This is a genomic window from Streptomyces sp. NPDC045701, assembly GCF_056432045.1.
Genome location: NZ_JBWKJV010000001.1, coordinates 315,655 through 328,755 on the forward strand (window position 1 = coordinate 315,655; position 13,101 = coordinate 328,755).

The 13,101-nt window shown below is 73.5% G+C and carries 14 protein-coding genes; 12 read left to right on the forward strand and 2 right to left on the reverse strand.

What is annotated here, in order from left to right; all coding sequences use genetic code 11:
- The first annotated feature begins 52 nt into the window (after positions 1-52).
- The 7 genes from AC07DW_RS01590 to AC07DW_RS01620 all read left to right on the forward strand — a co-directional run bounded on the left by AC07DW_RS01590 (position 53) and on the right by AC07DW_RS01620 (position 4,999).
- Positions 53-262 (forward strand): hypothetical protein, encoded by a 210-nt coding sequence (locus tag AC07DW_RS01590; RefSeq protein WP_478855581.1) that lies wholly within the window; start codon positions 53-55, stop codon positions 260-262.
- Between the two features lie 63 nt (positions 263-325).
- A complete protein-coding gene (locus AC07DW_RS01595; RefSeq protein WP_478855582.1) occupies positions 326-625 on the forward strand; it encodes a hypothetical protein in 300 nt (99 codons plus the stop codon).
- Positions 626-684: 59 nt separating this feature from the next.
- Complete coding sequence (locus AC07DW_RS01600; RefSeq protein ID WP_478855583.1) at positions 685-1,365, forward strand: maleylpyruvate isomerase N-terminal domain-containing protein; 681 nt, start codon at positions 685-687, stop codon at positions 1,363-1,365.
- A gap of 103 nt (positions 1,366-1,468) precedes the next feature.
- Positions 1,469-2,026 (forward strand): RNA polymerase sigma factor, encoded by a 558-nt coding sequence (locus AC07DW_RS01605; protein ID WP_478855584.1) that lies wholly within the window; start codon positions 1,469-1,471, stop codon positions 2,024-2,026.
- On the forward strand, positions 2,026-2,907 hold the full coding sequence (locus AC07DW_RS01610; protein WP_478855585.1) for a hypothetical protein: 882 nt from the start codon (positions 2,026-2,028) through the stop codon (positions 2,905-2,907). Before AC07DW_RS01605 ends, AC07DW_RS01610 begins: the two co-directional genes overlap by 1 nt.
- Before the next feature lie 266 nt (positions 2,908-3,173).
- Entirely contained in the window at positions 3,174-3,857 is a 684-nt protein-coding gene (locus tag AC07DW_RS01615) for an RNA polymerase sigma factor (protein ID WP_478855714.1), read from the forward strand.
- Positions 3,857-4,999, forward strand: coding sequence for a hypothetical protein (locus tag AC07DW_RS01620; protein ID WP_478855586.1), 1,143 nt, complete (start codon positions 3,857-3,859; stop codon positions 4,997-4,999). The genes AC07DW_RS01615 and AC07DW_RS01620 overlap by 1 nt, the downstream gene beginning before the upstream one ends.
- A 508-nt stretch (positions 5,000-5,507) precedes the next feature.
- Here AC07DW_RS01620 and AC07DW_RS01625 read toward each other — a convergent pair.
- Positions 5,508-6,362, reverse strand: a complete 855-nt coding sequence (locus tag AC07DW_RS01625; RefSeq protein ID WP_478855587.1) for a L,D-transpeptidase family protein — start codon at positions 6,360-6,362, stop codon at positions 5,508-5,510.
- Positions 6,363-6,545: 183 nt separating this feature from the next.
- Here AC07DW_RS01625 and AC07DW_RS01630 point away from each other — a divergent pair, with 183 nt between their 5' ends.
- The 3 genes from AC07DW_RS01630 to AC07DW_RS01640 all read left to right on the forward strand — a co-directional run bounded on the left by AC07DW_RS01630 (position 6,546) and on the right by AC07DW_RS01640 (position 9,756).
- Positions 6,546-8,126, forward strand: a complete 1,581-nt coding sequence (locus tag AC07DW_RS01630) for an acyl-CoA mutase large subunit family protein (protein WP_478855588.1) — start codon at positions 6,546-6,548, stop codon at positions 8,124-8,126.
- 82 nt (positions 8,127-8,208) lie between these two features.
- Positions 8,209-8,868, forward strand: coding sequence for a leucine efflux protein LeuE (leuE, locus tag AC07DW_RS01635; protein WP_478855589.1), 660 nt, complete (start codon positions 8,209-8,211; stop codon positions 8,866-8,868).
- Between the two features lie 54 nt (positions 8,869-8,922).
- Positions 8,923-9,756, forward strand: a complete 834-nt coding sequence (locus AC07DW_RS01640) for a MerR family transcriptional regulator (protein WP_478855590.1) — start codon at positions 8,923-8,925, stop codon at positions 9,754-9,756.
- Here AC07DW_RS01640 and AC07DW_RS01645 read toward each other — a convergent pair.
- Entirely contained in the window at positions 9,743-9,946 is a 204-nt protein-coding gene (locus AC07DW_RS01645) for a hypothetical protein (RefSeq protein ID WP_478855591.1), read from the reverse strand. The two genes, AC07DW_RS01640 and AC07DW_RS01645, sit on opposite strands and share 14 nt — an antisense overlap.
- A gap of 393 nt (positions 9,947-10,339) precedes the next feature.
- Between AC07DW_RS01645 and AC07DW_RS01650 the strand changes: the two genes are divergently transcribed.
- Together AC07DW_RS01650 and AC07DW_RS01655 are read left to right on the forward strand one after the other, a co-directional pair.
- Entirely contained in the window at positions 10,340-11,560 is a 1,221-nt protein-coding gene (locus AC07DW_RS01650; RefSeq protein WP_478855715.1) for an amidohydrolase, read from the forward strand.
- 234 nt (positions 11,561-11,794) lie between these two features.
- A complete protein-coding gene (locus AC07DW_RS01655) occupies positions 11,795-12,841 on the forward strand; it encodes a BMP family lipoprotein (protein ID WP_478855592.1) in 1,047 nt (348 codons plus the stop codon).
- Positions 12,842-13,101 lie beyond the last annotated feature (260 nt).

The following is a 13,101-nucleotide window of genomic DNA, read 5'->3' on the forward strand; positions in this document are numbered from 1 at the left end:
CACGCTTTCCGGTCTCATTGCTTCCGTCAACACCTACACTCGCGGGGGTCTCATGGGCGTGGTCCTGTCGATCGCGCTCTTGGGATTCGTCCTCCTGTCCCTGCGGTTGCTCCGCGTCGCCGGAGGTCTGCTCTGCCTGGCGGCGGTGGCCCTGGCCGCTCGTCACCGCACGGTGGCCTGCGTCATGGGCGGCATCGGGGTGTGCGCTCTGGCGGCCGGCTCCGCGGTGATCCGGGCGGGCGGGGCGTTCGGCGCGTTCTGACCCCGCCCGACGGGGGACCCGTCCCCGCAGGTGGTGAAGTCCGGTGCGGAAGGTCGGTCGGTGATGGCGCAGGGGCGGCGGGTGGACCCCGTACAGATCCTCATCCGGGTCGGCGACACGGACCCGGACGTGGGCGGGAACGAGGAGGCCTACCAGGAGTGGGTGTACCTGGCCCGTGAGGCCGGGTGGGACGTGGTCGAGAGCCCGGGCTTCCAGGAGCCGGTGGGCGGCGGTACGGAGTGCGGGCTCGTCGAGATCGAAGGGCTCGCCTACCGCGTGCACTACGGCCCGCGGGCCCGCCTCGACCTTGCGGACGGCGAGACGGTCCTCACGTACGCCGCCTGGGCCGAACCCGTACGGTGAGTGGCTGTACGGGCGTACGGGGTGGACCGTACCCGCCCGACGGGACCGCGAGGAGCGCCATGGCCACCCACCGACCGGCCGCCCGGTTGACCGGCGACGAGGACCGCGGCGGTCCCGTCACCGCCGACGACGTCCTGGCCGCCGTCCGCCTCGCGGTGGGCGCCCTCGGCGAGGCGGACGGCGAGGCCGACTGGGACGCCCGGGCGGGATCCCTGGAGTGGACCTGCTGGGAGACCGTCGAGCATCTGGCCGACGACCTGTTCGCGTACGCCGCGCAGCTCGGCCCTGAACGCCCGCCGCTCGACACCCACCTGCCCTTCCTGTGGGAGCCGCGCCGTCCCGGCGGGCCGGCGAACGTCACGTACGCCGACCGGCGCGCCGGGGCGGCCGGACTGCTCCAGGTGCTGGAGGCGTGCGGGGCGATGCTCGCCGCGATGGTGCGGGTCACCCCGCCCGGGGTGCGCTCCCACCACGTGTTCGGCGCGTCCGACGCGGCGGGCTTCGCCGCGATGGGCGTCGTCGAGACCCTCGTGCACACCCATGACGTCGCCCAGGGGCTCGGCCTGCCCTGGGACCCGCCGGCCGGACTCTGCCGCCGCGTACTCGCGCGGCTCTTCCCCGGCGCGCCGGCCGGCACTGCTCCCTGGCCCACCCTGCTGTGGGCCACCGGCCGCGGCGACCTCCCTGGGCGGGACCGGCTGGCGTCCTGGCGCTGGTACGGAGCCCCCCGCGGCGGCTGACACGGTCCGCGGCGCCGGAAGAAGGTGCCGTTGTGACATTTTCCGGCCCCCTGACGCAGAGAGAAGTCGGGGGAACTGTGACGGGCGGCGCGAAGAGGGCAGCGTGGGGGCGTACGACACGGAACTCGGCGCCGCCGTCGAGCGGGCTCAGCAGGGGGACGAGGACGCGTTCGCGTGGGCGTACCGGCTGGTCCATCCCGGACTGCTCGGATACGTGCGCGGGCTGGTCGGCGACGACGCCGAGGACGTGGCCGCCGAGGCGTGGCTGGAGATCGCCCGGGACCTCGGGCGGTTCCAGGGGGACGGCGCGGGTTTCCGCGGGTGGACGGCCACCATCGCCCGCCACCGGGCGCTGGACCACCTGCGCAAGCAGCGGCGGAGCCCCCGTACCTCGCTGATCGAAGAGGACGTGCTGGAGCTGCCGGGCGGCCAGGACACCGCCGCCGCGGCGCTGGAGAGCCTGTCGACGGAGCAGGCGCTCGCGATGATCCGCGGGCTGCCGCGCGACCAGGCCGAGGCGGTGCTGCTCCGCGTCGTCGTGGGGCTGGACGGCCCGGCGACGGCGAGGGTGCTGGGCAAGCGGCCGGGAGCGGTGCGCACCGCCGCGTACCGAGGACTGAGGAAACTCGCCGGGCGACTGGCGCAGGGCGGAGCTGGGTGATGAGCAGGGACAGGAAACCGCGGGACGGTGACATCGGGGCGGGCGACACGTCGGGGCCGGCCGCGCTGCTGGCGGCGGCGCTGCTGGGCGGCGCGGTCGACCCGGCGGGTGAGGAGCGGGCGGTCGCGGCGTTCCGGGCGGCCAGGGACGAGGGTGAGCACGCCGTACGCCGCACCCGGCGGCGCGACGATTGGCGGCCCGGCCGGGAGCTGCGGCGGCTGCGTTCGCTGCGGGCCACGGCGATGGGGCTGGCGGCGACCGTTCTGGTGGGCGGGGTCGCGGTGGCGGCGCAGACCGGCGTGATCGACTCGCCGTTCAGCGGGCGGGACGGCGGCGGCGCCGCCCCCGAGCCCCGGCCCTCGGCGGTGTCCCCGCAGGAGGCCGGCGTACCCGCCACACCGCTCGCCGACCGGGAGGGAGCGCCGCACCGTCCGGCGGCGACGCCCGGCGCGGGCGCGGTGCCGGACGGGCGCGCGCCGGCGGCGGTCACCGGGCGGCCGGGCGCGCGGCCGGACGGGAAGAGCGGATCGACGCCGGGCGCCGGGGCGAGCCGGGGTGCGGGGCCGGGCGGGCAGCCCGGGCGGAAGCCGACCGCGAGGGCGGGCCACGAGGCGGACGCGAAAGGCGGGGACAAGGCCGGACGGAAGCCGCACACGGCACCGGCCACCGAGGCACACACCAAGCCGCACGGGAAGCCCACCAAGTCGCAGGGCGGGCCGAACGCCGAGCCGGGCTCGGAGCGGCCGGGCGGGCCGAACGCCGAGCCGCGCGGGAAGGGCAAGGCCGAACCGGGCGGGAAGGGTACGAAGAAGGCCGGGCGCGAGGCGGGCGGGGAGCCGGACGCCGGCAACGGCGCTCCGGGCCGGAAGGGCAGGCCGTGACCTGCACGCCCGTGCGCGGCGGCGGAGGACGACCGGGGCCGCCACCCCCCACAGGAGAGGCCCCGGTCGTCGTCCACGGGTCCGTGGTACGGCCCCGTACTCCTAACAGCGCCACGCATGCGTTTTCTGTCACACCGCACTCGGTGGATGTGATGTCGCAGGTTGTACAGGACATGGACGTAACGCCGCACGACCACGTAGCGTGCTGCTGCGCGCCGGGCGTAGCGACGGCGGTGACCAGCCGCGATGACGAACAGGTAGTGGGAGTGCTGGGGGACGACGCGGAGCTGACCACCGCGGTGCTCGCGGCGCAGGACGGGGACGAGGAAGCCTTCCGTGCTGTGTACCGCGCCGTGCACCCGCGGCTGCTCGGCTACATACGCACGCTGGTCGGCGACGCCGACGCGGAGGACGTCGCGTCCGAGTCCTGGCTCCAGATATCCCGCGACCTCGACCGGTTCAGCGGTGACGCCGATCGCTTCCGCGGCTGGGCGGCGCGAATAGCCCGTAACCGCGCCCTGGACCACCTGCGCATGCGGGGCAGGCGGCCCGCCGTCGGAGGGGACGAGACGGAGCTGACCGACAAGCCCGCCGAGTCCGACACCGCGGACGAGGCGATGGAGGCCCTCTCCACGGGCCGCACCATGCACCTGATCGCCCAGCTCCCGCAGGACCAGGCGGAGGCCGTCATCCTGCGCGTCGTCGTCGGGCTGGACGCCAAGAGCGCCGCCGAGACGCTCGGCAAGCGCCCCGGCGCCGTACGCACCGCCGCCCACCGCGGACTGAAGCGGCTGGCCGAGCTGCTGGACGCGGACGGCGCGGGCGGCGAGCCTGCCGGGACCGCGCCCGGCGCGCTGAGCGCCGTACCGCCGCAGCCCGGTCGCCGGGCCGGTTCCCGGGTGCGTACCGGTGTGACGCATTGGCGCGCGCGGACGCAGAGGGACATGTGATGGCCGACGAGCGGGATGAGTGGCTCGACCAGGACGCGGCGGAGAACCTGCTTCGGGGTGAACCGGTCGGCCCCTTCGACGATCACACGCGGGAGCGGGCCCGGCAGGTCGAGCGGGCGCTGGACGCCCTGCGCGCCACCGCCGGCCCCGCGACGGGCGAACTGGCGGGCGAGGAGGCCGCGGTGGCGGCGTTCCGCGCGGCGCGGGCGGAGAAGGCCGCCGGGGCGGGAGCCGCCCCGGGCGCGTCCGGTGTGCCGGAGGTGGCGGAGGCCGGCCCGGTCCGCACCCGGCCCGGGCCCCGCAGACGGATGTGCTGGGCCCGGCCCGTGCGCTGGGGGCTGGCCGCCTCGGTGGCCGGCCTGGCGGTCGGCGGCGTGGCCGTCGGCGCCGGTACGGGCGTGCTGCCGGTCCTGGGCGGCGACAGCGAGCCGCTGCCCGCCGCGTCGGTGTCCGCCGACGGTACGCCGGACACGTCGCCGACCGGCGGGACGACCGGTGGGCCCGGCTCCGCGACGCCCGGGGCGACGGCCGGTGAGCCCGGCGCCGTACCGCCGTCCGCGTCGGCGACGCCCGGCCCGGGCAGGGAGCGCGTGCCGGGGCGGCCGGACCCGGAGGGCGACGGTGCCGTCGGGGACGGCGACGCCACGGGCGGGCCCTCCGGGGGCGACACGGCCGACGTCGCGGGCGCGGGGTCCGGTTCGGTGACCGGCCCGGACGGTGACGCCAACTGGTTCGCGCGGACCGCCCGGGACTGCCGCGACTACCGTGCGGGCCGCCTCGACCAAGACCGCCGGGAGAAGCTGGAGGACGCCGCGAACGGTCCCGCCAAGCTCAAGGCCCTCTGCGACAAGGTGCTGGCCGGGGACCTCCAGTACGGGAACGGCTCGACCGGTACGGGCCCCGGCGGCTCGATCCCGGGTGCCGGGTCCGGTGCGGGCGGCGCGGGCTCCGGCTCCGGTGGCTCCGGCGGCGGCTCCGGCAGTGACGGCTCCGGCGGCGGGGCCGGCGCGGGCGGTGGCTGGGGCGAGGGCGGCGGTGACGAGGGCCAGGACGGTGACGACTCGGACGCGGCGCGCCCGTCGGCCTCATGGCGGCCGCTGGCCCCGTCGCTCACCGTGCGGCGGACCGGGCTGCTCTTCTGACCGCCCCCGCCGTGGCCGCGCCGCCTGCCGCCCACCCCGCGCCGCCTGCCGCCCACCCCGCGCCGCCGTGGCCGCGCCGCCTGCCGCACGCGTGCCCCGCGCCGCCTGCCGCCCACCCCGCGCCGCCGTGGCCGCGCCGCCTGCCGCACGCGTGCCCCGCGCCGCCTGCCGCCCACCCCGCGCCACCCCGGACACGCACCCCCGCCCCCGCCGCGGCCGCGCCGCACGCGCCGTCCCGGCCCCCGGGGACGCGACTCCCGGGCCGGGCGCGACCCCGCTCCCGTCCCGTCCCGAACCGCTCTGACCTGCGGTTTCATAAATTGTTCGGTGAGGGTGTGACGTTTTTCCACCCCGCGGCGCAGTAATGAGTGAGCCGACTGGTCATCGGCAGCGCGGAGAGCCGGGGTTCCCCCCGTACCTACGGCTCAGCGCACATGGCGCGGGCGGGACACGTTCCCCCGGTCCCGCTCGCGCCCTCTCTCCTCCTCAGCCATGACGTCACATCACGTCACCAGTGGACGACGACCTTGTCGCCGACCTTCACCTGGTCGAAGACGGCGGAGAGCCGGTCCATGTCCCGGACGTTGACGCAGCCGTGCGAGCCGCCGCTGTAGCCCCGGGCCTTGAAGTCCGCCGAGTAGTGCACGGCCTGGCCCCTGCTGAAGAACATCGAGTAGGGCATCGACGTGTGGTAGAGCGTCGACTTCCACTGCCGCTCCTTGCGGTCGACCTTGAACGTGCCTTCGCGGGTCGGTGTGTTCTCCGAGCCGAAGCGCACATCCATCGCCGAGACCACGTTGCCGTCGATCATCCAGGCGAGGGTCCGGCTCTCCTTGCTGATGCAGAGCACCCGGCCCGTCATGCAGCGCGCGTCGGGCTTGTCCAGCTCGTTGGTGGTGGCCGGACGCAGCTCCCCGGCGGTCGGCTTGCGCGACGCGGCCGTCAGCTTCGCCCAGGTGCGCCCGTCGACCTCGCCGGTCGCGGTCAGGCCCCGCGCCTGCTGGAACGCCGAGACCGCCTTGCCGGTCATCGAGCCGTAGAACGCGGTGGGGCTGCGGTGGAAGTGCCCGAGCTGACGCAGCCGCGCCTGGAGCTCCCGTACCTGCTCGTTCTCGGTGCCCTCCGCCATCAGCACCTTGTCGGCGGGCGTCGCGGGCGTCCCGGCCGGGGCGGAGGCCGTCGGCTCGGCGCCGCCCGCCGCGGAGGCCGCGGAGGACGGCGAGGCGCCGGTTTCCGGTGACGCCGGAGAGGTGGACGCGGACCCCCCGGCCGCCCCCACGGCCTGGGCGGTGCAGCCGGTGGCCGCCAGCGCGACGGCCGCGGCGGCCAGAACGGTTCTGCGTATGACGGATGTGCGGTGCATGTGAGCCCCCCGAGTTTGTCGACCTGTACCTAATGGATGCTCCCCAGGGGTGCTTGGTTGCGCGGCGCGGAGCATGCTGTGAGCAAGGTCCCAGCGTGCGGCTCTCCACCCGCCGCACGCCCGCCGCTACAGTCCGTCGCGAGGGTCGGTACCAGCGAGTAGGTCTATCGGAAGGCACAGCACATGGCGCGCGAGTCGGAGTCGGGTCTGCCCATCGAGCCGGTGTACGGGCCGGACGCACTCAGCGGGTGGGACGCCGACGAGAAACTGGGCGAACCGGGCTCGTACCCCTTCACGCGCGGTGTCTACCCGACCATGTACACCGGCCGGCCCTGGACGATGCGGCAGTACGCCGGCTTCGGCACCGCCGTGGAGTCCAACGCCCGCTACAAGCAGCTCATCGCCAACGGCACCATGGGCCTGTCCGTGGCCTTCGACCTGCCGACCCAGATGGGCCACGACAGCGACGCGCCGATCGCGCACGGCGAGGTCGGCAAGGTCGGCGTGGCGATCGACTCGATCGACGACATGAGGGTGCTGTTCGGCGGCATTCCGCTGGACAAGGTCTCCACGTCGATGACCATCAACGCCCCCGCCGCCCTCCTCCTGCTCCTCTACCAACTCGTCGGCGAGGAGCAGGGGGTCCCGGCGGACAAGCTGACGGGCACCATCCAGAACGACGTGCTCAAGGAGTACATCGCCCGCGGCACGTACATCTTCCCGCCGAAGCCGTCGCTGCGGCTGATCGCCGACATCTTCAAGTACTGCAAGGCCGAGATCCCGAAGTGGAACACCATCTCGATCTCCGGCTACCACATGGCGGAGGCCGGGGCCTCGCCCGCGCAGGAGATCGCCTTCACCCTCGCCGACGGCATCGAGTACGTCCGTACCGCCGTCGCCGCGGGCATGGACGTCGACGACTTCGCGCCCCGCCTGTCGTTCTTCTTCGTCGCCCGCACCACCATCCTGGAGGAGGTGGCGAAGTTCCGCGCCGCCCGCCGGATCTGGGCACGGGTGATGCGCGACGAGTTCGGCGCCAAGAACCCCAAGTCGATGATGCTGCGCTTCCACACCCAGACGGCGGGCGTGCAGCTGACCGCCCAGCAGCCCGAGGTGAACCTGGTGCGCGTCGCCGTGCAGGGCCTCGCGGCGGTCCTCGGCGGTACGCAGTCGCTGCACACCAACTCCTTCGACGAGGCCATCGCGCTGCCGACCGACAAGAGCGCCCGCCTGGCCCTGCGTACGCAGCAGGTCCTGGCGTACGAGACGGACGTCACCGCCACCGTCGACCCGTTCGCCGGGTCGTACGTCGTCGAGAAGATGACGGACGAGGTGGAGGCCGCCGCCCTGGAGCTGATGACGAAGGTCGAGGACCTCGGAGGCGCCGTCAACGCCATCGAGCGCGGCTTCCAGAAGAACGAGATCGAGCGGTCCGCCTACCGCATCGCCCAGGAGACCGACTCCGGCGAGCGGGTCGTCGTCGGCGTCAACCGCTACACCCTCCAAACGGAGGAGCCCTACGAGCCGCTGCGGGTCGACCCGGCGATCGAGGCCCAGCAGGCCGAGCGGCTCGCCAAGCTGCGGGCCGAGCGCGACCAGGCGGCGGTCGACGCGGCGCTCGCGGAGCTGAAGAAGGCGGCCGAGGGCACGGACAACGTCCTGTACCCGATGAAGGACGCGCTGAAGGCGCGGGCGACGGTCGGCGAGGTCTGCAACGCGCTGCGCGAGGTGTGGGGGACGTACGTCCCGACGGACGCGTTCTGACCCCGTCACGCGCCGCACCAGCGGTTTCCGTCATACGGAACCCCCAGGCGGAGTGTCGTACCCGTGTGCGACACTCCGCCTCATGCTGGGTGTCACCGATCTGCCGACCTATCTCGCGGGCCTCGTCCTGATCATTCTGCTGCCCGGGCCGAACTCGCTGTACGTGCTGTCCGTCTCCGCCCGGCGCGGGGTACGGACCGGGTACGTCGCCGCCTCCGGCGTCTGGTGCGGCGACATGGTCCTGATGACGCTGTCGGCGGCCGGTGTGGCCTCCCTGCTCCAGGCCAACGCGCTGCTCTTCGGGATCGTGAAGTTCGCGGGCGCCGGCTACCTGACCTGGCTGGCGGTCGGGATGCTGCGGGCCGCCTGGTCGATGTGGCGGACGCGCAGGGAGCGCGCGGCCGAGGAGTTGGGCGGGGCCGTCCCGGCTCCGGCGGCGGAGCGGCCGTTCCGGCGGGCGTTCGTGATCAGCCTGCTGAACCCGAAGGCGATCCTGTTCTTCATCGCCTTCTTCGTCCAGTTCGTCGATCCGGCGTACCAGTACCCGGCGCTGTCCTTCGTGGTGCTCGGCACGCTCGCGCAGGTCGCGAGCGTCCTCTACCTGACGCTGCTGATCCTCACCGGTACGCACCTGGCCGCCGCGTTCCGCCGCAGCAAGCGCCTGTCGGCCACCGCGACTTCGGCGGCCGGCGCGCTGTTCCTCGGGTTCGCGGTGAAGCTGTCGCTCAGCAGCACCGCCTGAACGCCGCCGGGGCTTGACCCTGACACCGTGTCAGGCCGTGTCGTTGGAGGCGTCATGTTCACCATCGGAGACTTCGCCAGACACGGCCGGGTGTCGGTCCGGATGCTGCGCCACTACGACGCCGTCGGACTGCTGCGCCCCGCCCGTGTCGACCCGCACAGCGGCTACCGCTTCTACGAGGCCGGCCAGCTCGCCCGGCTCAACCGCGTCATCGCGCTGAAGGACCTCGGCTTCACCCTCGACCAGGTGCGCTCGATCCTGGACGAGGAGGTCGGGCCCGGCGAACTGCGCGGGATGCTGCGGCTGCGCCAGGCCGAACTGGAGTCGGCCGTGAGTGAGGCGGCCGCGCGGCTGGCGCGGGTCGGGGCGCGGCTCCGAGCCATCGAGAGCGAGGGACACATGTCCGCACAGGACGTCGTCGTCAAGAGCGTTCCGGGCGTCCGGCTCGCCGAGCTGACCGGCGTCGCCGCCGGCTTCGGCCCCGGCGAGATCGGCCCGGTCATCGCCCCCCTGTACCAGGAGCTGTGCGCCCGGCTGGAGGCCGCCGGGGTCACCGGCTTCGGCCCGGGCATCGCCCACTACGAGGACGCCCCGGCGGGCGACGGCTCCATCGTCGTCCACGCGGGGGTGACGCTCCCGGCCGGCGTCACCGCCCCGGACGTCCCCGACGTGGAGATCGTCGACCTGCCGGGCATCGACCGGGCGGCGACGGTCGTCCACCGGGGCTCCATGGACGACCTGCTGCCCACCATCCAGACCCTGGCCACCTGGATCGACGCCAACGGCTACCGCTCGGCGGGTTACTCCCGCGAGCTGTACCTGGAGTGCCCGGAGGACCCCGCGCAGTGGGTCACGGAGATCCAGGAGCCGGTCGTCAGGACGCCCTGAGCACCGCGCCCCGCAGCCGGCGCGCCCACCCGGGTACCGCTCCGCCGCCGGACCGGACGCCTGGGCGGACCCGGCGCCGCAGCGCGAGCCCCACGGCGTGGAGGAGGCCGGTGAGGTCGTCCACGCCGTGGACCGCGCCGGTGTCTCCGGGCCGGGCAGCGGCGCGCGCCCGGCCCGGAGACACCGGCACCGGGGTCGTCGTTCCGGTACGGGGCCGGCCGGTCCAGCAGGGCCCCGGTATCCACTCGGGCGGCCGGGACGCCGTGGAACGCGGCCCACGGCCCGTCGCCACCCACCTGAGGGTGAGACGTCGGTCACACCGGTCCGGTCCCGCGCCGGGTGCGGCACCCGCTCAGCGGGGCGGATCCGCGACCGATCCGCGCGCCCGAGCACGCACGCGAACGCCTGACCGGAAGGCGATCGAGAAAGATCGACAGATGTGTGAAAAGGCGTGAGCTTACCCACTTCATCTGGCGCTCAAGCCCGCCGTCCAGGGTTTCCTTCCCCTATCGGGCTGAAGTTTTGTAGATCACACGTTAGTTGAGGGCCAAACGCGCCTACCCTGTCATGGGTGAACAAGGTGATGTCCCGCGACCCCGAAACAGACGTTCCCGGCGATACGCCCCTCCTCGGCGCGCTGCCAGAGAGCCTGCGCGCCGAGTTGATCGCGTTCCGCCGGGATGTGCACATGCACCCCGAGCTGGGCTTCCAGGAGTTCCGCACCACCGCGGCGATCAAGACGCGCCTCGAAGCGGCCGGGCTCAGCCCCCGGGTCCTGCCCGGTGGCACCGGTCTGACGTGCGACATCGGTTCGTGGGACGGCGTGCGCCCCATGCTGGCGATCCGCGCCGACATCGACGCGCTGCCCATCCCGGACACCAAGACGGACGTCCCGTACCGCTCCACCGTCCCCGACCGGGCCCACGCCTGCGGCCACGACGTGCACACCACCGTCGTCCTCGGGGCCGGACTGGTGCTGGCCGACCTGGCCCGCGAGGGCCGGCTGCCGTGCGCCGTGCGCCTGATCTTCCAGCCCGCCGAGGAGGTCATGCCCGGCGGCGCGATCACCGCCATCGACGCCGGGGTCCTGGACGGAGTGGGCCGGATCATCGCCGTGCACTGCGACCCGCGCGTCGACGTCGGCCGCATCGGGCTGCGCACCGGGCCGATCACCTCCGCCTGCGACCGCCTGGAGGTCACCCTCGACGGGCCCGGCGGCCACACCGCGCGCCCGCACCTGACCACCGACATGGTCACCGCGGCGGCCCGCGTCGCGGTCGACGCGCCCGCGGTGCTCTCGCGCCGGATCGACACCCGCTCCGGGCTGGTCCTGACGTGGGGCCGCATCGAGGCGGGGCACGCCCCCAACGTCATCCCCCAGCGCGCCGAGCTGGGCGGCACGGTCCGCTGCCTGGACCTGGAGGCCTGGCGGCACGCCCCCGACCAGGTGTACGCCGCGATCGACGAGGTGGCGACGCTGCACGGCGCCAAGTGCCAGATCGAGTACGTGCGGGGCGTCCCGCCCGTCGTCAACGACGCCTCCGTGGCCCAGCTGCTGCACGACGCGATGGCCGCGCGGTGCGGCGCGTACGCGATCGAGGACACCGAGCAGAGCCTCGGCGGCGAGGACTTCTCCTGGTACATGGAGCACGTCCCCGGCGCGATGGCCCGGCTGGGTGTCCGCCGGCCGGGTGATACGTCCCGGCTCGATCTCCACCGGGGCAACTTCGACATCGATGAGCGGGCCATCCAGGTGGGCGTCGAACTCTTCACCGCCGCCGCGCTGCTCGACGGCGACCGCTGACCGTTCCCGGACGGAACCGGCCCGCCGTTCGCGGCGGGCCGGCCCGGTTGTTTCCGGTCACCCGACCGGCAGGGTCCCATTACGCCCGGTGGCGGTGTCGCGAGTGTCACCGGCTGTTCGCGTCGATCTGGTAACGGCTACCGAACAGGCCTTTACCTGACATCTACGCGCGTTACGATCGCCGCGAAACCAGCGCCGAGAAGAGGCGCTTAGGTCAGGTTGAAGGAGCCTCCCTTGCGCCGGATCACCAGGATCGCAACCGTGGGTGTCGCGTCAGCGGCACTCGCACTCAGCGCCACCGCGTGTGGCGGAAAGTCGTCGTCCAGCGGCGGCGACGACAAGGACCCCAAGGCGGCCATCGCGTACGACATCGGCGGTCGCGGCGACCAGTCCTTCAACGACGCCGCCTTCGCCGGCCTGGAGAAGGCCGAGAAGGACCTCGACATCAAGGGCACGGAGGCCGAGCCCAGCGAGGGCGAGGGTGACCCGGACAAGGTCCAGCGCCTGACCGAGCTGGCCCGCGCCGGCAACAACCCCGTCATCGGCGTCGGCTTCGCGTACGCGCCCGCCATCGCCGAGGTCGCGCCGAAGTTCCCGAAGACCACCTTCGGCCTGATCGACGACACCTCCAAGACCGGCAAGAACATCGCCAACCTGGTCTTCAGCGAGGAGCAGGGCTCCTACCTGGCCGGTGTCGCCGCCGCCAAGGTGACCAAGTCCAAGACCGTCGGCTTCATCGGCGGTGTCGAGACCCCGCTCATCAAGAAGTTCGAGGCGGGCTTCGTCCAGGGCGTCAAGGACACCAACAAGAGCGTCAACGTCAAGGTCCAGTACCTGACGCAGCCGCCGGACTTCGGTGGCTTCGCCAAGCCGGACCTCGGCAAGGCCGCCGCCGAGGGCCAGATCGACGCGGGCGCCGACGTCATCTACGCCGCCGCCGGCCTCGCCGGCTCGGGCTCCATCGAGGCCGCCGCCAAGGCCAAGAAGTGGGCCATCGGCGTCGACTCCGACCAGTACAACCAGAAGGGCCTCGCGGCCTACAAGGAGTACATCCTCACCTCGGTGACCAAGGACGTCTCCGACTCCGTCTACAACCTGATCAAGTCGGTCAAGGACGGCAAGCCGCAGACCGGTGAGATCCGCTACGGCCTGGACAAGGACGGCGTGGGCCTGGCCACCTCGAACCCGGCCTTCACCAAGCTGACCGACGTGACCGCCGCTGTGGACAAGGCCAAGGCCGACATCACCGCCGGCAAGATCAAGGTCAAGACCGCTCCGTAACCGCGCGGCCGCGACCAGGTCCGCGGGTCCGGAGGGGCGGCACCAGCCGCCCTTCCGGACCCCGGTCATGTTCCGCCCCGTCCGTACCCCGCCGGGGGGTCGCCCCCCGGTTTCCCCCCTTCGCCGTCGCTACGCGCGTAGAGCCCTCCGTGGCGCGATAACTTCGGCACCTGCCCCCCTGCTCCCGCTCCTGAAGCTCCTTTCCCGCCAAGGAGAGTGCGTCATCAACGCGTCCAGTCCGTCATCGCCGCCGGCTGCTC